At 42.4% G+C, this 20,987-nt stretch carries 13 protein-coding genes and 2 riboswitches; all 13 genes read right to left on the reverse strand.

The features are described from left to right. Positions 1 to 625: 625 nt before the first annotated feature. Entirely contained in the window at positions 626 to 2,338 is a 1,713-nt protein-coding gene (locus tag AB9N12_RS11080) for a PKD-like domain-containing protein (RefSeq protein WP_369892120.1), read from the reverse strand. Beyond that, a complete protein-coding gene (locus tag AB9N12_RS11085) occupies positions 2,338 to 3,975 on the reverse strand; it encodes a PL29 family lyase N-terminal domain-containing protein (RefSeq protein WP_369892121.1) in 1,638 nt (545 codons plus the stop codon). Before AB9N12_RS11085 ends, AB9N12_RS11080 begins: the two co-directional genes overlap by 1 nt. A 35-nt stretch (positions 3,976 to 4,010) precedes the next feature. Further along, positions 4,011 to 5,168: a DUF5074 domain-containing protein gene (locus tag AB9N12_RS11090; protein ID WP_369892122.1), complete on the reverse strand. Its 1,158-nt coding sequence runs from the start codon at positions 5,166 to 5,168 to the stop codon at positions 4,011 to 4,013. Further along, the gene (locus AB9N12_RS11095; RefSeq protein ID WP_369892123.1) at positions 5,165 to 7,228 is read right to left on the reverse strand and encodes a TonB-dependent receptor; all 2,064 of its coding nucleotides are present in this window, start codon (positions 7,226 to 7,228) and stop codon (positions 5,165 to 5,167) included. Before AB9N12_RS11095 ends, AB9N12_RS11090 begins: the two co-directional genes overlap by 4 nt. A 136-nt stretch (positions 7,229 to 7,364) precedes the next feature. After that, a riboswitch (cobalamin riboswitch) is annotated at positions 7,365 to 7,581 on the reverse strand. A 53-nt stretch (positions 7,582 to 7,634) separates the two neighbouring features. Next, positions 7,635 to 8,390 carry an ABC transporter ATP-binding protein gene (locus tag AB9N12_RS11100; protein ID WP_369892124.1) on the reverse strand — a complete coding sequence of 252 codons (756 nt, stop codon included), beginning with the start codon at positions 8,388 to 8,390 and terminating at the stop codon, positions 7,635 to 7,637. Beyond that, positions 8,387 to 9,403 carry a FecCD family ABC transporter permease gene (locus AB9N12_RS11105; RefSeq protein WP_369892125.1) on the reverse strand — a complete coding sequence of 339 codons (1,017 nt, stop codon included), beginning with the start codon at positions 9,401 to 9,403 and terminating at the stop codon, positions 8,387 to 8,389. The genes AB9N12_RS11100 and AB9N12_RS11105 overlap by 4 nt, the downstream gene beginning before the upstream one ends. Continuing rightward, positions 9,400 to 10,539, reverse strand: a complete 1,140-nt coding sequence (locus tag AB9N12_RS11110; protein ID WP_369892126.1) for an ABC transporter substrate-binding protein — start codon at positions 10,537 to 10,539, stop codon at positions 9,400 to 9,402. Before AB9N12_RS11110 ends, AB9N12_RS11105 begins: the two co-directional genes overlap by 4 nt. Positions 10,540 to 10,734: 195 nt before the next feature. Next, positions 10,735 to 11,859, reverse strand: a complete 1,125-nt coding sequence (locus tag AB9N12_RS11115) for a YncE family protein (protein ID WP_369892127.1) — start codon at positions 11,857 to 11,859, stop codon at positions 10,735 to 10,737. Between the two features lie 19 nt (positions 11,860 to 11,878). Next, positions 11,879 to 13,726 carry a hypothetical protein gene (locus AB9N12_RS11120; RefSeq protein ID WP_369892128.1) on the reverse strand — a complete coding sequence of 616 codons (1,848 nt, stop codon included), beginning with the start codon at positions 13,724 to 13,726 and terminating at the stop codon, positions 11,879 to 11,881. A gap of 44 nt (positions 13,727 to 13,770) precedes the next feature. Continuing rightward, positions 13,771 to 15,522, reverse strand: a complete 1,752-nt coding sequence (locus AB9N12_RS11125) for a PKD-like domain-containing protein (protein ID WP_369892129.1) — start codon at positions 15,520 to 15,522, stop codon at positions 13,771 to 13,773. A 162-nt stretch (positions 15,523 to 15,684) separates the two neighbouring features. Continuing rightward, positions 15,685 to 15,884: riboswitch (cobalamin riboswitch) on the reverse strand. A gap of 209 nt (positions 15,885 to 16,093) precedes the next feature. Further along, positions 16,094 to 17,587: a DUF4998 domain-containing protein gene (locus AB9N12_RS11130; protein ID WP_369892130.1), complete on the reverse strand. Its 1,494-nt coding sequence runs from the start codon at positions 17,585 to 17,587 to the stop codon at positions 16,094 to 16,096. A gap of 16 nt (positions 17,588 to 17,603) precedes the next feature. After that, entirely contained in the window at positions 17,604 to 19,007 is a 1,404-nt protein-coding gene (locus AB9N12_RS11135; protein ID WP_369892131.1) for a DUF4959 domain-containing protein, read from the reverse strand. 30 nt (positions 19,008 to 19,037) lie between these two features. Then, positions 19,038 to 20,978 carry a RagB/SusD family nutrient uptake outer membrane protein gene (locus AB9N12_RS11140; protein ID WP_369892132.1) on the reverse strand — a complete coding sequence of 647 codons (1,941 nt, stop codon included), beginning with the start codon at positions 20,976 to 20,978 and terminating at the stop codon, positions 19,038 to 19,040. Between the last annotated feature and the right edge of the window lie 9 nt (positions 20,979 to 20,987).

Below are 20,987 nucleotides of genomic sequence, written 5' to 3' on the forward strand. Positions count from 1 at the left end.
TGAGAAAGTCTTTTCTATTTCAATAACCATTTCCAAATAGGGAGTATTTCAATCAGTTTACCTGCTATCTCAATAGTCCGTTCTTCAGAATAGGTGATTATCATCAGTTGAGAACAGTCGAGGACTTTGGATAGTTTTATTAGAGCCCCCACTTCACGATCGTATGTTCTGTCACTGTTATCCAAGGAGTAACATACTTGAATGGCTGTGGTGCTATCTGGAAGATAAAAGTCAGCTTCTATGCCTTTATGGTAGAAAAAACAGCATCTTATGTTCGTAGCGTCTAAGTAGGGTTATGGCAGCTAAATTTTCCAATAAAGATAATGGCGCGTAGCTATATCCCCCCAATAATTTTTTTGATATATACTGGTTAGATAATCCCGTTTTGCATTAAGGGTGGCACAAGAATCACCTTATATTGGGGGACTTCAAGTTGGTTATCTGCAATTACAGATTTTAGAATTGTTCTATCCATCATAATGTGTATATCTTATCGATGATATAAATATAGGTATTTTTATCCTATCTACAAGATAAAAATAGGATTGTTTTATCTCATAGATAGGATAAATTGGTAAATGGGCAATTCTACTTTTTCTGATAATTCAACTGTGAATTGTTTTCATTATTTGAGCATGTTGAAATCCTTGATTCCAAAAACTTCCGTGGATATTTCACCCAGCCAACCGCTTTTACTATTAACACCTACTTGTACTTTGATAAAATCAACGTACTTCAGATTTGCATCCTTACCATCGAAAGTTACAGCATGGGATATCTTGAAATGATTGTCAGACGGTCCGGCATTATAGTTGTCATCATCTGTCAGACGGTCAATGGCGCTGAAATTATCAGCATATCCCCATTCATAACTATCATTTACCCAATAAGTACCATTGCCGGATTGATCGTAATTACGCTCTTTCAGGCGAGTGCCTCGCAAGGTATATTGTTTTTCTTTTACCCAGGCAGGATAATAATAATCCTGTCGGTGAAAGGCGCCTAGGTAATCTATCGATCCACTTTGGCCATGATTGTCTGTCCATGAAGTGGGAAGTTGAATACCGGATGGCTTATGATAGGTGACGGCATAGTCCTGCCAGGTTTCGGCTTTCCCATATTCGGATCCGCGCAACTCATACCAGGTGTCATTCGGTAATCCATCACCATTTTCATCCTGCATTACCCATACAATTCCCGGTTCTGACGAACCATCAAAAGCGTTTCCTGTAATAGCGATATTGTAACTTCCATCATTCACGACACTGTGATCGAATCCAACGATGATGTATCCACCGAATCCGCCTAAGGAAACATAAGCTGTCTGATTGATTCGTTCTTCTGCATAGGTGCAGGCTTCTGCCATAGTGGTTGTGGTATGGTTTTCATTGATGAATTGGCCGGGAGCCGGCAAATATTCATATACTTTGTTCATCGACGCAGAACTTGTGGCGTTAATCTTGCGCTGGTATGTTCCTGCCGGAGGACAAACATTGATTTTTAATGTTTGCGTAGCAAATATATACGAGTTCTTCATTTCCACCCTTACCGTGTGTTCTCCCTGCTGCTCGGATGTGAACAGATAAGTATCATTTTTTCCGGATTGCACTTGTTCGTTGTCCACAGTCCATGTATAGACTGCATCCTGTGCATTATTCACGTCAACCGGTTTGATACGGATGGTTCTGCCGGCAGACATGTTATATTCCGTTTGCAGGAATGTCCAGCTGAAATCTACTTGATCCGGGGAACAAACTTCTACTTTAAAAGTTACTTCGTCATCGCCATCTTCATTGTGAGTAGCAAAACGAACCTGATATTCGCCAAGCTCGGTTGTGGGGAGGGTACAGGTTAATTCGCTCGAGATATCTTCACCGTTTATTTGCCAGGAGTAACTGGTTTCCAGAAAAGAATCTACTATGGGGGTAATGGTCAGTTCAGAGCCTTGAAGCACTTTGAAACCTTTGTCGGCATCCGCAATAGAGATAGTCGGTACATCAAGTTGAAAGACATCGATACGTATCTCTTTTTCTGTTGTCCCTCCGGCATTGGTGGCAGAAATCAGAATGAAATACCTGCCTGCTTCATTGGCTGAGAATGTCAGGGTGGAAGCGGTACAGATACTCTTTCCATCTATTGTCCAGTTAAAGGTCGTTTCCGAATCGGTATTTTCGTAAACAGGAGCAATGGTTATTTCTCGGCCAATTTTTGTTTTATAGATGGGTGATTCTTCTTTCAAGGTAATGACAGGAGCGGAAAGAAGAGGAGAGTCCTCCTCTTCTTTCACGCATGATACCAAGGCTGATAGAACAAATAAAAAAAGTATAATATGTTTCATTAGAATCTCACTGCTACATCATCATAAGCAAAATAGGCGGGTTGGCTGAAACCATATCCGTTATCATTGCTTCCTGTGACATTAAAGTCTATTTTAACCACTTTGCCTAATGCGGATAAATCCCATTTTGTCCATTCAAGTATATTACCTCCGGATCCAACCAGATAAAATTCCGGACGTGTAGCTACTTCATTTCCATCTTCATCATAACCGATAGCAACCAGTTTTACCCAATCGTTTTCCCCGGCAGGTTCCGTCAGTCCGTTACCATTGGCTACACAATTGGCGAGATAAGTTGTCATTGTCACGTACATGTGATCTACTACACGAGCCACTCCATCTCCAAAGTAAATGTAGGGTAATGGACCGTTGGCAAATCCGGAGTTGTCTACATAGCCGTAATGTACGCAGAAGTTTTTAGAACCGTTATGACCTCCATTTCCTGTTGCCGGATCTTTGTAATAAACCGCTAGTTGGTGCTGGAAGTCTCCATGTGTCAAATCCAGATCTACATAGTTGGATATAGCGTGTCCGCCTCCCCAGTATTTGCAATCGCCCCATCCGTTAGGAAGTTCGGAAGCTAGAAAAGTATTGTTTGCATCATTCCAGTTATAGGGTACGTCATTCGTAGGATAAAGTAGTGGACCGTTATATTGTGGGCTGTCAATTAATGAAGACCAGTTTCTTTCTCCTACCATGTTAGCATCACCTTTGTAATCAGAGTCTTCAAAAGATAACCCTTTTAAAGTATATGCAGAAGCATAAACGAATAATCGCTGAATTTTTGTTAGTCCTTGTTTATTAAATAACTGGATTTTAATGACAGCTTCATTTTCTGATATGGAAGCAGGGGCGGTAATGGAAAGTTTGGTATAGCTCATTTTTACTATCCATCCTTCCGGTGCATGGACGAGGAAGTCTGCCACGTTGGTGAGTTGTAATTCAAATGATTTGGTTTGGTTAAATGTGAAATATTCAACGCTTCCCATATCAGTGACTTTCATAACCGAATTAGTTGTTTTGGGTAGCATGAAAGAGGTGTTTTTTTCATCTGCCAAAGTAATGACAACAACATCATTCTCCGTGTCGTCTATTACCGACTTGAAGAAAGAATCCCCATCCTTTCCTGTTGCTTTTACCGGTTTGCCATCTGTTCCATTCATGCGTTTGGCTCCTTCACCTGTATCAACGGTCCAATAACCTTCGCTGTCAACTCCCATGACAGGAGTTACACCTGTTACTCTCAATTTGTGTTCGGCATCCGGTAGCCATTCTGTAGTACCATTAGTGGTGATTGTCCAGTAATATACTCCGTTTTCATCAGCTTTTACTCCAATCACAGGAGCATCTGTTCCATTGGTACCATTTATTCCATTTTTGATAGATATTTTATTTCCGTCATTGAAGGTTAGCGTGTAGCCTTCAGAGGTCTGTTCCGTATTCGTGATTATTTTCCCTTGGTTTAACACGTCTACTAAACTCTGTAAAGTTGTGATTTCAGAGTTCATTTTCTTGACTGTTGTTTCCAGTGTTTCTACTCGTCCGTCGAGATCATTGACTTTATCCCATAGATCATCGTCATTGTAGCAACTGAATACCGTAACGGCAGTGAGCAGTAAAAATAGAATTTTTTTCATTGCTTTTATTTTTTAGTTATTAATAGGATTGTGAATTATTGAATCTCTTTTAGTTTCTTATCTGTAAAGGCAATATGTGCCGGAATGTCTCCCGTGGTAACTGACCATTTCTTTTTTCCATCCCGGGAGAAACAGTATAATGTCCCGGGAGTCACATAGTCTTTGGCATCGGTAACGAAGAATTCACCTGTTTCCGGATTGATAGCTATTCCATAAGGTATCTTGATCGATTTTTCCGTCCCATCTGTGATAAAATTGCGGGTATCTGTTTTCTTTGTTTTTGTATTATAAATGGCGTAAGAGACTGTCCAATTGTTGGTGTAATAACTCCATTCCGTGCTGTATACATACAGTGAATCTCTGCAGATGGCCATTTCTGTATTGGGAAGAAGTGGCAATTCATCGGTCACTTTATCAGTACTGGAATCTATTACAAATGTTTTGGAGTAAGTATCATAATAATCTCCCCGGGATGAGACATAAATATTTCCATATCGGTCCAATTCCATTCTATGCAGGTTGATTCCCACATCAATGGTTTTGATAACTTTGAATGTGTTCAAGTCGATGACGGAAACAGTGCGGTCATAATGGGGTACACGATACCCGCCTGAGTTGGCTACATATAGCTTGTTTCCCACAATTACCATTTCTTCCGGCTGGTAGCCGACCACACAGGTATCCTTTACGGTCAGCGTAGTGGTGTCAACACGTGCCACATATCCCAGTCTGGCGTTGGGATCTATTTTGACAGGACCTGCATACGAACTGACGTATGCATATTTATCTTTAAATACGATGTAACGGCAATTAGGTATGGAAATTTGCGTGATGTGTTTGGCTGTCTCTACATTCATCACTTCTACGAAATGAGAACAGTTGATGATGGCGTATAACTTGTTTCCATAGATTTGGAGATCATTTCCCACATCACCCAATTCTTGTACGACTCCCGGATTTCGTTCCGCATAGATATTTTTATGATAGATGCCGGTTTCGTAATCAAAGTAATCAAGGGTAGCTTTGTTGCTTCCCATATTCCCTTCATTGAGTAGGAAGAAGCCTTTGATAGAGGAATTGTTTACTCCGGGGGTAACTTGGTTGGGAGTTGACGGAATGATGTGTTCTTCTTCGCGACAAGAAGCCGACAGAAGAACGAAACAGATAATGACGGATAGAACGGATATTCTCATAGCATGATGTTTAGTTTGATTTTAAAACTTGTACCGGGCATAGGATAACATTGCACTACTTCATATTGCTGATTGAAGATATTATTGATTTCTGCCGTTACACGTATTCCTGTTTTTTCCCATTGAAACATTTTGGATAGGGAAAAATCGTGGGTATACCAAGGCTGTGCATAGTTCTCCGGGATATTGGCGACCGCTTCATAGCGCTCACCTGTATAAATGAAACTATAGTTGCAGGACCATGTTTGGTAACTTCCATTGAGAATGATGGAACCTCCATGCCAAGGTATATAAGGAATTTGGCCTCCATACCACTTACTGGTCGGGTCGGTAAAATCCTGTGCCTTTTGATAGGTATAATTGACGAGAGTGCTAAGTCCCACTTTCCCGAAGCCCCATTCTCCTCGTATGGCTGCATCTAATCCCCGAATCTCCACATGTCCGAGATTAATCATCGTCCAACGGAACTGGTTGGAGGTAGGCATGGCAATGATTTTATCATCTACTTCATTGTAGTAACCATCTATTTGTAAGTCCAGGCTTTTCAGCCAATGGTTATTCCAAGTGTGAGAGAAAGTGATACCCACATCGTATTGGGTGGTATATTCCGGTTTTAAGTCCTTATTGCCTATAAAAGTATAATACAAATCATTGAGAGTCGGCATGCGAAAGACTTTTTTATAAAAGGCCCGTACATTTAGAGGAAGCTTGGTAAATGGTTGCCAAGTGGCTATGACAGACGGAGTGTATCTGTTTTTGGTGCCTGCATTGGCTCCCTTTGTACGTGTATTGTCGTTGACATGAGTATATAACAGGCTTGCCTGCAGCAGGAAACGGTTGAAGTCAAAGGACGTGGCAGCGGAAGTCAGGATTGTATTACGGGTTGGATAGACAAAATCTGTAAGATCGGCTCGTAATGTATTCCATTGAAAATCGTTGGATACTGATATACTCCACCAGGGATAAATGGTGAATAAATGGGCGGTCGAAGCATAGATTTCTTGCTGTCGGTAGTGATTGTCTACGTACATGGTGGTGACATCCAGTCTGGGATCGGATAAATAGTGGAGATAATCGTAAGCATATTTCCCGTTGACCAGCAGGCTGTACCAATTCTTGAAATAGTTTTGAAAAGAACCTTGCACAAACAGATTGGTATCCCACTGTCGGTCCTGATGGCGAAACTTACCCGGTTCTTCTCTTACCGCAGCTCCGGGGTATCCCCGTTCCGAATGGTATAGGTATGCTTTGGCTTTCCATTCTCCTTGGGGAATTTTTCCGAAGAAGGCATTCTCCAAACGTAGCATTCTTACGTCTCCATTTTGACGGACAGCTGTTGTGTCGTAACCATCTTTCTTGGCGTATGTAAATTTATATCGTCCTGATGTATACATGTACTCCGTACTGATGGAACTGCTTATTCGTTCGTTGAAACGATGTTCCCAAAGTAGTGACGGATTGATGGTAGAGAATGAACCGCCTTTTACCCCGATATTCAGGTTGTTTCGCTTTTCTCTTTTGAATACGGGTTTTCGTGTCTGCATATATATGGCACTTGCGGAACTATAATCTTTGGCCGGTTGGAAGATGGCACTTTTCTGACCATTATACAGTGAAATGACTTCCATATTATCTAATGAAAACCTTCCTAGATCGACGACTCCATTTTGTGCATTTCCTAATTCAATACCATCATAAAATACGCCGACATGATGACTGCCCATACTTCGTATATTGACGGTTTTTAGCCCTCCGATACCTCCGTAATCTTTTATCTGGACTCCGGAAAAGTAGCGCAAAGCATCAGCAACCGAGTAAACATTCAGTTTTTCAAGTTCTTTACCGGACAGAATCTGTACAGGAGACATTTTTTTTTGTATCCGGTTGCTGTAGATAGTAACTTCTTTGAGTTTGAGAAGTGTGTCAGACAGAGAAGGCTGATGGCGAACCTTAGACTGGGAAATGGCCGGTAATGTGATAAATAAAGATAGAATCAGACATAATATCCACCGTAAATGGATATAATGCTTATGGTATGAATGAACTTGAATAGAAAACATGTCTTTTATTTTATCGGTATAAAAAATCCGTTTGTTCAGATCTGAGTTCAATCTACACAAGCGGTCATATAGCTATTATACCAAATAAAAGATAATTGCTTATTTTCTATTTGACTACCACCCGAAATCCCGCAGGTGTAAATCAGAGCATCAAGGCAGGTCTTCTGACTCATCTCATTTTGCAACGCCTTCCCGGATAAACTATCCAGTGACTTTCGTGTTGCAATTTAGCCCTCTGATGAAAGAGCGGAGATTTACAGCAGCAGGTTCTGTTGCCGGTTTACACGGCATTCCCTTTTCATTCCTTAACAACGCAAAGGTTGTTTAAGGAAACCTTAATGGTACAAAGTTAGGAAGTTTTTATTAATTAGTTTGTTTTATCTCTAAAAAAATCACCCTATCTTATTTATTTTATCCGTACCCTCATCTCCTGAGCGTCAAACGTGATAGATTCGTTTCTGAACAGTCTTTCTATATGTCCGCTAGCTATCATTTCCGGAGTAGGCAGTGTGTACATCTGCGGATTATCTATGAGCGTGATAGAGTTACAAAGCGATAAGGCGATGTCGAGGTCGTGTGTGGAGAATAAGATGCATTTGCCCTCTTCCTGTGCCAGCTTTTTTAAAAGCAAACATAGTTCGTAACGGTTGGGTAAGTCAAGGAAGGCGGTCGGTTCATCAAGCAGGATGACGGGAGTATCCTGTGCAAGAGCACGGGCAATCATGATGCGCTGACATTCACCATCGGACATTTTATCCATTGTCTTTTCTGTATAGTCGGACATACCGACTAGTTGCATCGCGTTGTCCACTCGCTTTTGGTCTTCCGGTTGCAGTTGACCGATCCAGTTGGTGTAGGGAGCACGTCCTAAAGCTACTACATCTTTACAGCGGAGATTGGCGATGCGTACTTTATCGGTGGTGACCAAACTGATATTCCGGGCCAGTTCTTCCGGTTTCAATGAAGCTATGTTTTTCCCTTGTAGAGCAATTTCTCCTGATTGAGGCTTTTCCAGTCCCATCATGGCACGGAGCAGTGTACTTTTCCCTGTTCCGTTACGTCCCAACAGGGCAACGAGTTGCCCACCTGTAATTCGGGCATTTACCGTTTCCAACAGTGTATGTTGTCCATATCCTAATGTCAATTCTCTAAGCTCTATCATTTGAATCTACGCAAGTTTTTAGTGATTACCCATAAAACAACCGGAACACCTAGCAAGGCAGTGATGCAGTTAACCGGAAGCAGGAACTTCTTGGCGATGATGTCGCAGAAAAGCATGCTGATAAGTCCTGTCAACATGGTGCCGGGGACAAGTATCCGGTGATCGGCATTGTTGAATAGCAGTCGTGTAACATGTGGTACTGCCAGACCGATAAATCCTACCGGACCACAAAAAGCCGTGACCGTTCCTGTCAGTAGGGCGGTAGAGAGGAAGATAAGCGTACGGGAGCGTTTGATGTTCATTCCCATGGTACGGGCATAGTTCTCGCCCAACAGTAATAGGTTCAACGGTTTGATGCAGGATACCGAGATTGACAGACCTGCCAGCAATACCGGTATCATAATCCATAACTGATTGGTTGTGACGTGACTAAGAGAACCCATTGACCATAGTGTAAACATTTTCAATTGCTCGGCAGAACTTAAATATTGTAATATCTGGATAATGGCACCTGCTACATAGCCAATCATTACTCCCATAATCAGGACACCTAGGATATTCTTCACTTTTCGGCTGATAATGGCTACTCCCAACAGAATAACGGCAGTTCCTATCCAGCCGGAACCAACAATACCCATGGATTGCAGGAAAGGAAAGTCGGACCACCCGAGCAACGGAGTGCCCAGAATGAACAGAGCCACTCCCAGTCCCGCGCCGGAACTTACTCCTAGTAGATAAGGGTCTGCCAATGGGTTCTGGAAGACGGTCTGCATCTGCAATCCGCTTACGGAAAGTGCTATGCCTATTAGCGCAGCGACCACTACTCGTATGAAACGGATAGAAAGGAGAATGTTACGCGTCATTTCGTCACATTCGCCTCCGGTGAGTACCCCCCATATTTGAGAAATCGGGATATATGTGTCTCCGGTAGCTATATCTGCCAGTAGCAGCAGTATGGCTGTTATTCCTAATATGCTGAATAGTAAAACGGTATGTCTGCAGGATTGTTTCATTCCAGATGCCTGTAATAATAAAGTGAATCGGATATAAGTTCGGGGTGAAAAATATGAATCAGGTCACGCAAGACAATGTCGGGGCGTACTACTGCCGATTCCCAATAATCGTTACCACCGGCAGCAGTCAGTCGTAAATTATTGTTATAGACAGTTTTCTCGCGTACGGCTTTGGCGTCACTGAATTTGGGGTTGATTGTCTTCAGTTCATTCAGTGTGGTAGCCGAGCCTACGTTGATCCAATAGTCTGCCTTTTGTATCAGTCCGTAGGCTGTTTCGAGTCCGATAGGAGCAGAACTGTTGGCGGTATTTTTTTTGTAGATATAGTCGGCTCCGGCGTCGGCAACTAGTTGTGCCATATAGCTTTGGGTGGAAGGCATTACCCAACTGTCGTTCCAAGGAGTGTTGAACATCACCGTAGGGCGTTCTTCCAAAGATTCCGTAAGGGCTTTTAATGCCAGGTACCGTTCCGGTATTTTCCGGAATATTTCGATTCCCTTTTCTCGGCTGTCCGTCAGTTCGGATAGTACGACCAGCCATTCAGCTTTGCCCAACGGCGATTCTTCCAAGTATTCACCCATATATATATAAGGTATAGCGAGCTCTTTCAATTTGTCCGTCACGGCAGTCTGGGCATCTCCGATACCATATAATAGTACAACGTCCGGTTTCAATCCGAGCAATAGCTCGTAGTTTATTTCGGGGCCCATATCCTTGATTGTATCTTTGTGTGCAAGGACATAAGGATTCGATACATAATTAATGCCGGATACACCGACAATGCGGTCCACCTGTCCCAGTGCATCGAGCATGGCAATGTAAGAAGAAGACATGCACACGATACGTTGCACTTTGGCGGGAATGACGGAACCGGTAAATCCGGCAGGCGCCTGTTCACCGTTCCGTGAAACGAAATAGGACATTTCTACATTTTCAGCTCCCTGCCACGGATTAAAAACACGTATCAGGGTACTGGCTGCGTTGTCTGCTCCCACTATCTTGAATCCGGAGGCATATTCGGGGATATATACATCCTGTTTGAATGCAGCCAGAGATGTCTTTTTGTCGGATATGCAACTTGTCAGAAAGAAGAGGCACAGTAATATAAAAAACGGAATTGAAGATTTGCTTCTCATATAGTCAATTTTTTTATAATAACTTACTTATTTTTAGTTCTCTTTCTCTCTCCAGCAACGATGTTACGGCAAGGAATAGAAGGAAGAGGGGAGACAAAAGTAGGAAAAAATAAGAAGATTCACCTCCCCCGCGAAGAAGTTTCGGAGAGAGGTGAATGAAATTGATTGGAATTTTCCGGTTTTGACAGGAAAAAGTTATTGAACGAACACTATACGATTGGGATTGGCTGTACCAGTCTCTATAGGAGCATTTGCACGAATCGGTGTTCCGTCAGACCTGTAAACATATAGATTTTGTCCGCTTTGTCCGAAACAGACATCTCCGTTGAATGGGTTTACGGAAATGCTATAACCAAGCATCAGGTCGGGTAGTTCACTTGTTGTAAACGGGGTTACATCTCCACTGAATGATACTTTTTGTAAAGTAGTCGGCATTTCATAATTGGGGTCATGCCATTTTACGTATGTAGTAAAAATAGCGTTATCGCCTATTTGGAATGCATCTGCCAGATTGGCTACATGAGAATAGCCTTCTCCTTCCAATTTGTACAATGCAGATTTCTCCGTTGTATAGTTACCTAAAGAATTGAAGTAGAGAGTTCCGTTCGGAGCTTGCGCAATCAATTTCGGGTTAGTGGGGACAGTAATAGGCTCTACTATTTTAAGGTCTGTTGTGAGTTTTGAAATAGTGGTTCCTTGTCCGGCATACGAGTCTCCCGTGTTTCCTGAATTACACACATACACAGTGTTGTTGGCAACGCAAATTCCTTCGGAATAAGTGGCATCTAATTTCGTAAACATTTTCTTTTCAAATTCTGTGGTATCGATAGCCATCACAGCTCCTGAATAGAGGCTTACATATATCATTCCTCCATAGGCTGCAAGATGACGTGGCATTGCTTTAGAATGACTCTTTTCATCGTCATATTGTCTCATTCCGCCATAGGGCGCTCCCGTAGCAGCATTGAATATCCAGATACCTCCGTTTCCGTACGTCAGGTCGTGACCGCTCACTGCACAGTACAGCTTTGAGCCATACTGAATGAGGTCATTTCCCGTGTCACCTATTTCAATTTCCTTCCCTATCTTTTTCCAATTATTATCATACGTGATAAGTTTCCCCGGCAAAGAGGGAGGGTCCTTTTTCCAAGTTCCTTCACATAGCACGTATGCCTTAGTCCAATTGGCATCGGTTATTGCACGTGTGTTTTGTGGAAAAGATTTATTAACTTGTCCGGTATTGTCGAACATCTCATCACTACAACTGCCCAGTACGAATGTCAATGCAAAGACTGAATAAAAAAGATAATTCTTTTTCATCTTATGAATTATTTAACGATTAATTATTTGTGAAATTACCATCCTGTGATTCTTTCATTTGTTGCAATGTAGGCTTAGCTCCACAACCATAAACCTTCCACTTGGTTATTATGCCATCGTCTATAAATTTCTTGAAAGAACTGAAATCATAGAGTTCAGGAAAATCCGAGATCGTGACATTGCTTAACTGACTTATACTTGGAAAGATTTCTTTTATATCTAGTTTATTTATGGAAGATGTGGTTCTGGATGTAATTGAAAATGTACCGATAGTCTCCAGGTTTTCCATCTTGAGAAATGAAAAATCTTTTTGGCTGTTATGAACATAGAGTGTAAAGCTTCCTCCTATTTCTTTGAGTTTGGGAACTTTAACGGGATTTGTCGGCACGTTATTATTCAAAGCACTGATACTGAAATTTCCTCCCACATATTCTAAATCCGGTAGGTCAATATCATGCAATATGCTGGTAGCCATTCCTTGTATGGTGCGGTATTGAACACTCAAATGGCCATTAATACGTTTTATATTTTTAATGGCCAGCCCTTTTTCTATATTGGTTTGTAATATATAGGACTCAACAGTCGTAAATCCTCTCAGTGTAGGCGGGTTCATCTTTGCTGATGAGAAAGTAATACTGCCGAAGGGCTCATCTCCCGAAATAATAAATTCTTTTGTTAAATCGTCAGTGGATGCAATGTCTACTTTGCCTACTTTTTTCCCTTGTAGGTTCAGACTGAAAACTCCAGTGTAGCGAACTAGCAATGTTCCTCCTATACTTTCAACATTGCTGAGAGTATTCTTGAGACTTTCATCATTAAAAGTGGGGCAACTGCTTAATGATAGATTTGCTTTCAGGTTTTTCAATTCCGGAATATTTAGAGTTTCCAACTTCGCGGCCCGTTTTATGTCAATAGAGATGCATGTAGTTAGCCGGGGTAAATTGATAATCTGTAATTTCGTCGTACTAGAGTTGCCGCTTATATAGAAAGTTCCATTCACAACTTCTAATACCGGTATTTCCAATTGAGTCATCAATCCTCCATTTATAATGAAATCGTTATCTACTTTCTTAAGGGAATTAAGGTTAAATTGCTCTATGATTGGAGCATCGACCGTGAATTTCCCATTTACAGATTCCAAATAGGGGAAAGAGACCTTTTGGTAATATTGGCTTTCTTTAATTGTAAGATTCTTGCGAACAGAGACCAATGAGGGTAAGGTGATGTCTGTCAGCGTTTCATTGCCGGTGGCGGGTGAAGCGATAGTCAGGCTTCCTGCTTTTTTCAGATTGGCAAGACCGTTCAGGTCTTTTCCTTGGTAATATCCACCGATATTAATATCGTCCAGTACTTCCGTAAGTGTGGACAGACCCTCCAGATTCTTGATGGGGTCTTCTGCTTTTTGAGTTGTCGCGATGGAGATACTACCTTCTATAATGGTGATATTACTCTTGGCAAACGCATCGACTTCAGTTTGTGAATTGAAAACGAAATTGGCAGCTTCACTAACGTCGGTATGGTGAACCGTATATTTGTAAGTGCGTGAAGTCCCGTTATAGGAAGTCACCGTCAGCTGTTGTTCTTCGTTCCATGTGCTGATGCCTGCCGGATCGGGGACGATACTTGCCTGCTCGCTGATAACGTAGTGTGCGGTTGCGCCGTTAAGTTCTGTTCCCTGGGGAACAGACAGAATAATCTTATCGTCTATTATGGCAGCTTGCCACGTGTTTTCTCCAAGGGACAGTGAGAAAGAAAGAATATGGTTGTCTACACCGGCAAACGGGTTCTCATTGTCGTCACTGCACGCTGTCAGGAATCCGACGAAAAATATCGTCAGAAGCATTTTCCAAGTTTTGTTCTTTGTCATAATCAAATTTTTATTGTTGTTAAAATTGTGTACTGAAAAATAGTTTAGAGTCGTTTGGGAGCCTTTTCCATTTGTATATCTCGGAAACCGTAAACTTCGGTAGATACTTCACCGAGCACTCCCGCTTGCGACTGGACGCCTGTCTGTACTTTTATAAAGTCTATATAACGCAGATTGATAGGAGTTCCGTCAGGATATATAGCATTCTTTATCTTGAAACCGTTTCCTATGGCATTGGCATTATGATTATTTCCGTTAGAGAGGAAGTCTTCACCGTAGTTATCGGCATATCCCCATCTGTAAGATTCGTTTCGCCAGATTCCATTATTGAGGAAGGTCCTTTCTTTAATCCGGGTGCCGCGCAGTTCGTATGAGTTTCCTTTCAGCCAACCGGGAAAAGCCGGACTCCGGTCTATGGTTCCTGTATTGCCACGGCTGTCTATCCACTGTACGGGCATATTGTAGATAGGAGGGCGGTAGTAAGTGACAGAATAATTCTGCCAAGTGGTAGATTTACCTGTTTCGCTACCTTTCAGCTCATACCATGTGTCATCAGGCAATCCGTTTCCGTTTTCGTCCTGCATTACGTAGACTATTCCCGGTTCGGAACTTCCGTCGAAAGCATTGCCTATGATTGAGAAATCGTATTGGCTGTTATCATTAGAACTAGCATTATAAACGCTATGGTCGAATCCTACAACGATGTATCCTCCCCACGCTCCCAATGAGACATGACTGACTACTGCATTCATCCGGGTTTCAGCATAATGGCATGCTTCTGCTTCCGTTTTTCCGCTTATTTGTTGTACGAATTGTCCGGGTGCGGGCAGAATATTATATACCGTCACTTTGCTACTCGAACTTCCTGCTTTGGGAGCACGGTAGCGAGCTGCTTCGTCCGATTGCAGGCATTCTATAGTTTGTATAGCTTCTACCGAAATATCACCGTCTGTTCCCGTTACTTTCACTTTGTACTCTCCTGCTGCCGGAGGCATAAAAGTAAAGGTTGGCTTTGTTTCATCCGGATACGGTTCTCCGTTCACTTCCCATGCATAAATGGTATTCTCCGTGTTGTCTGTAATAATAGGAGCCACATAGGCAGCGCGTCCTGCAGGTACAGTTTGACGTTCATTTTCAAAAGTAATGTTGAGTTTTCTTTGGGGTGCTACCCGTATGGTAGTTGTTGCTTTCCCCGTTCCGTCTTCGTTGGTTACTTTAAGTGTAATATGGAAGGAACCTTCATTTTCCGCCACGAATGTGTACTCTTCCTTATCACCTATTACAGCATCTTTTTCATTCGTCCATTCATAGGTGCTTCCTTCCTTGAAGTTTACAGCGGATTTGATAGTGACACTTTCTCCTACATACGTAGAATAATACTGGATTAATGACACTGACGGGACCATCTTGTTCATAACGTCTATCCGGAGTTCTTTTTGCACACTTCCGTTTTTCGCGTCTACCCTGAAAGTGAAGAACTTTTTTCCATCTGCAGGAGATGAATAGGTGAATGAGGCATCTGTACTGACTATTTTGCCTTTTTCATCTTTCCATGTATATACAGGGGCGATGGCATTATCCACAATAGGGGTGATGGTGATTTCTTTTAGTATTTTGACAGGATAAATCCCAGTACCATTGTCAAAGGTAATCACCGGTGGATTCTTTGATTCTTCTTCCGGAGCGATTACTCCATCGCCTGCTCCCAAATTGTGCTCGTTCCCACATGAGGTGAGAAGGACAATAGAGCAAAGCATCAGTAAATTAGCGGTTGTTTTCCAAAATTCATTTATCATAAGCATACTTTTAATAGGTTGCCGATAGAAATGATAATGGATTTTACCACTGGATGACAGATGTCCCGGTTAGATAAATAGAAGAAGCCTTTCTCTTTATACACAGTAGTGAATGTGTATGTAAAGAAGAGCGACGAACCACCTCCTGTATGCCGCAGGAGTAAAATCCAAACGAAAAGAGGCAGGTCTTCTGGCTTATTCCCTTATTTGCAGCGCCTTCCCAGATAAAATATCCAGTGGCAAATTGCTACAAACTATACTGTTGTCCAATAACAGTATGGAAAAATACAGCAGCGGCTACTGTTACCGATTCTCACGGTATTCCCTTTTAATCTTCGATAACTCATATTATATTGCATGCAATTCGATATAGCATGGTAACGAAGAACCCATTTTCAGATTACAAAGATAGTTATCTTTTTATATATTATGTCTCTTTTAACTATTTATTTCTCATTACGTTAAAGGGACGACAAAATGTTAATAGGACAGGTATGAACTATGAATAGATAAAAAACAAGACAACATTCAGAAAAGCGAATGTTGTCTTGTTTGCTAGGATAAGAAATAATTAATATAGCCCTATCTCTGCTATACTTATATTATAAATAGATTCAGAATGTGGCGTAGAAACAGCTACCTTTACATATCGGGCTTGTTTGCCGCCCTCTACAAATGGAATGATATTCACCTCTCCGGTGCTATGTCCGATTTCCAATTCTTCCAGATAAGTGGCATTTTCCCAAATTTCGGAATCTTTGGATACGAATATTTTGACTATGCCGGGACACCAGGAACGTTTGTTCTCATTATCGAAATAGGTTTGCACAAGTTTCAGCCCTTGCAGGTCTCTTTCTGTCTTTAAGTCCAATGTCAGTGAATAAGTCGTCAATTCTTTTGTTCCGTCAGGTTCCCAACTTGTTTCAACATTATCATCTGTCAGGCGTTCCAGATAGGATTTGTAGTTCTCAGCATCGGCCGGAGAAGAAGTGAACCTCAGGTTTGAAAGGTCGAAGAACGAATAATCGGGAACAGATGTTGCTCCTTTTTCCTCGAAATATTCAGCCTGCGCCAAATTGGAGTAATGTTTGTTGTAACGTTCCACTACAAAATCCGGATTTAATTCGTGCAGTGTCTTTAAAACAAAATCACTTAATGCAGCATCATATACCTTGCTTTGGGCAGTTTGGGCATCGTTCACTAACTCATCACGGATATAACGATGTTTTCCTAATACAAGTTTCTTCAGATTGGGTAGATTCAATAAGTCCGAGAAACTGCCGATGGTCCAGTCAAAACTGATTTCTTCGACAGTAGAAGCCCAATGATCCGGAATATCTTCGTCAAAACCGAACTGGCGTTTCATTTCCTGCTTGAAGTCTGCATTGAATAATCTGATGTTATCAAGTTCCGTGGGGGTGAACACGATTTCATCGTCACAGCCGGGAATACGGCCGGAGCGATAAAGTTCTACCGGTTTGGATGTATCTATTGCGTCGGGCAATAAGTAATAAAGTTGATTGACCAGTTGTTCATCCAGTTCGATTCGTCCGGTACTACCATCTGTCCGGGTATATGTCAGATAGGCTTCTGTAACATTTTCTTCCCATCCTTGAAAGAGGAGAACCAGGCGATCCTTCAAGAAATAATGATTGGAGATAATTTGAGTGAACGATTGTACCATCTCATGGTTGGGCGTGTACGGGCGACCGTAAATCGTGCTCTTTAAAGATGTATTTCCTTCTTTGTCAGTCGAACATACTGTTATTTCGTAATTGCCGTCCTCCAAATCCGGAATGTTGAAACTATTTGTTTCCTTGTCCAATAGCTGTTCTTTTACAATTCCGTCTTTCGACCAAGTGACTTTTATTTTATCAATTACCGGATCGGCACTGTTTGTCCAACTGACAATCAGCCTATTCCAACCGGGACGTACAACCAGGTCTGTACATTTACCGAGATAACGGATAGGACCGTCACCTGCATAGTCCTTATAGGTATCTTCCAAAGACTCGCAAGATACCATTGCTAAGATAACTACTAATAATCCGATGTATTTTTTCATGTTTATACCCCTCCTTTTAATCTTTATCAGAATATATTTCAAGTTCATGCAATGTCAGGTATTTCGTCAGTTTGTTTGTCGTATCATCACGCTCGTACGCTGACGGATACATATTATAGGCTCCATTAAATTGGATCTTCAAATAACGGAATCCCTCTTTTTGTAAGTCAATATTGATGCTCATTGATTTATAAATCGCACTGGCATCTTCCAATAGGCTTAATGTACTGAAACAGTGAGCTTTTTTGACTCCGCCACAAGTTGCTGCATGATAAGTCCAGCGCGCGTCATCGTCTATATCCGGATCGTCCTCGAATGAACTTAAAATTTCCCATTTCAAATTATTCCAGTCGGAACCGGAAACGTCTTGTCTGCAACCGTATATGGTTATGGAGCATGGCAGTTTATTCATCAGGTATCGTTTGAAATATTGCGGTCCTTGATAAGATGCTGAAGTACTACTGCCGCCCCAGTCTATAAAAGATTTGGCACTAAAGGAATATCTGCCGATATGACGATAAGCATAAAATCGGACTTCAGATACCGGGCGCATCTTCTTCAAATCAATATACATAGGCTCGGAATTTTCACCTACTCCGTTTTCTTTTGAAAGGAATGTATAATAATGATGTTCATTTTGGGTCTCGAACCAAGCGGTTCCCTTATTATCCCCGTCCGTCAGATACTGAATTCCGATTTTCTCTTCCGGCACTTCCAGCGAATTATGATAGACAATCTCAAAATTGGACGGTTCGAGTTTTTCCACATTGAAAGCCTGAATGTTCTCCCAAACCTTTTCTTTCACAATATATCCGCGGTAATCTTCAGCACGTACAATGATAGTGTTGTACGTATTTTTTTGTTGTGGTGTGTAATGCCTGATATCTTGGCCGGCGTTTAACGGGAATGATTCGAGTAATATCGTATCTTGCCGGTTATCTAACGGATTGATGCCGAGATAGAATACATGCGCCATTCCCGTAGTACCTTCGGGGTTGTTGTATTCGAGTGTGCATCCGTCCCAGCCGGATTTCACTTCCGCACTGTTGATAAAGCAGATCGGTGCAGAGTCCAATGTGCTGAAAGTTACATCGATCGGTTGTGATTCTTCATTATTCCGTTTTAGGAATGATACATGTGCCGGTACATCGCTTGTTTCCTCATTGAATCCGGTAATTGCCAGCAAGTCCGTCGAATTGCTTCCTGTCTTTAATATATTATTGCCGTACACATCCTTGTAACGCACATTTATGGCTATCACATCCGGATCATCGGGCAGTTTGTAGCGTAGCACTGCACCGCCCATTGCCGGAGTAAACTGGAAAGCACCTGCCGGCAAATCTACAGTAAATCCCTCTGATTCGTCATTGCAGGAAACAAAGGTACAAATTGCTATTATTAAATAAATGAATCTTTTCATACTTGTATTGTCTTTTAATCAATTTAACGATTACCAGCCGGGATTCTGGACACATCCCGAGATCATTACTTCTTCGCTGCCGATAGGGAAGAAGTAGTCGCGTGGAGCTGTAAATCCCCGTTTCTTCCATACGATAACCGGTTCCTTATTATTGTTGTAGAAACGATCTTCCGTATCTCCTATAATATTCCATCCATAAAGCGGTGCGTTCAGTTCCTCGTGTGCAGTCATCCAACGGCGGAGATTATAGAATCTGCGTCCTTCGAAAGCAAACTCGATATTCCATTCCTGCCGGATTATTTCACGCATGCCCGCTTGTGTCTCTACTTTTTGCGGATTACGCGCATAAGTTTTCCATGCATCGCGCACCTTGGCAATTCCTGCCCGCGTACGAACCTTGTCCAACGGGTCATATACACGTTCGTCCGGTTTGTCCAGATATTCGTTCCATGCTTCTGCCGATGCCAGCAGCAAATCCGGAAGGCGGAACAGGATGTCACCGGATTCGGATGAACTGTTTGCATAATAATCTTTTAAGGCGACATCCGCATTGTCGAATTTCTTCACATAATATCCTGTGAGGCATTGAGGGATACTTGAGTCATAATGCTTGGAAGCAGTCCCCATCAATTGTCCTTGCAGGCATTCGCACAGCATGGGTTCGTTGGTACTGTTTACCCCCTTTTTATACCAGAATGTATTATGAGCAATGATATTGGCATAGAAGCGGGGTTCGCGCCGGCGATGCAGGCTCAGGATAGACTCGCCCAGCGGAACAATGTTTTTATACCGTTCGTCACTTTCTACGGACATGGCATATCGGGAAGCAATCCATTGCTTGTCTTCCGAGAGAGGCAGGCCGTGTTCCGTATAGTACATCTCCACCATTTTCATGGAAGCGCCGAAACCGCCGACACAATATTGGTCATAGTAATTCAGCTCTTCTTCCGTAAATCTGGGATGATAGAACACAGGGGCAGAGAAACGCTGATGGCGTACACACAGCAGTGCTTCCTTGTTGTTATAGTCATAGTTCAGACATGATTGCTGGATGTCACGGATGGTGTTCAGCATGGGAGTCGGCCATTCTGAACTTCCTTCCACTAATTGTTTGCCTCCTTCAGCAGCGATTTTCAATGCCTCATCGGCGGCTTCCGCTGCTCTCTTCCATTTTTCCTTGTCATAGGCGGGGAACAGACGTTCTCCGTTCTTGTTCACCATATCTGCCATCATGGTGTTGCCGTTGAATAATTTGGAAGCGGCGTAAAGCAGCGTCATAGCTTTGAGGGCAGCTGCCCCTTCTTTGGAGAAATAGGCGTAGTGGTTCTGTTCCTGCTCCTTATAATAAGGTAGTTTGGGTATTGCCGCGTCACAAAGTTCCACGATTGCTTTCACCACTTCGTCAATCGGACGGCGGGGCTGTTGCATTTCTTCAATGGGTGCTGCCGCGTTGATGTTCTCGGGAACCAGGATGATGGGGCCGTAGCGGCGCATCAGTTCAAAATAGTATTGTGCTTTCAGTGCCTGTATCTCGGCACGCCAGAGGTCTTTTTCTTCTTGCAGCATATTGTACACACCGTCTATATGGCTGAGGAACAGGTTGCAATAGCGGATACCTCCATAAAATTTCGTACTTTTCCATACATCACCATAAGGAGACTGTGCCATTTGTATACCGTCGGCAATCATCAGTCCCGGCATACTGTTGGGATTGGTCAGGCGAATATAATCATCAGCCACCACTTCGTCCGTTCCCCAAAAAGCCGGGCAGGCATTGATGTCGGAAATGTCCATCGTTATCATGGAGTAGCAGGTCTTAAACCAGGTGTAAGCATCTTCCCGTTTCTCGAAAGTCGTCTCGATCGTTTCGATATCGTTGTCCGGCACTACATCCAGATAGCCCTTGCAGCCGGTGAGGGAGATGGACGCGACGAACAATAAACTGTATATGATATTCTTTGTTTTCATCATCGTGTGTTG

It is taken from the genome of Bacteroides sp. AN502(2024) (assembly GCF_041227145.1).
Lineage (GTDB): Bacteria > Bacteroidota > Bacteroidia > Bacteroidales > Bacteroidaceae > Bacteroides.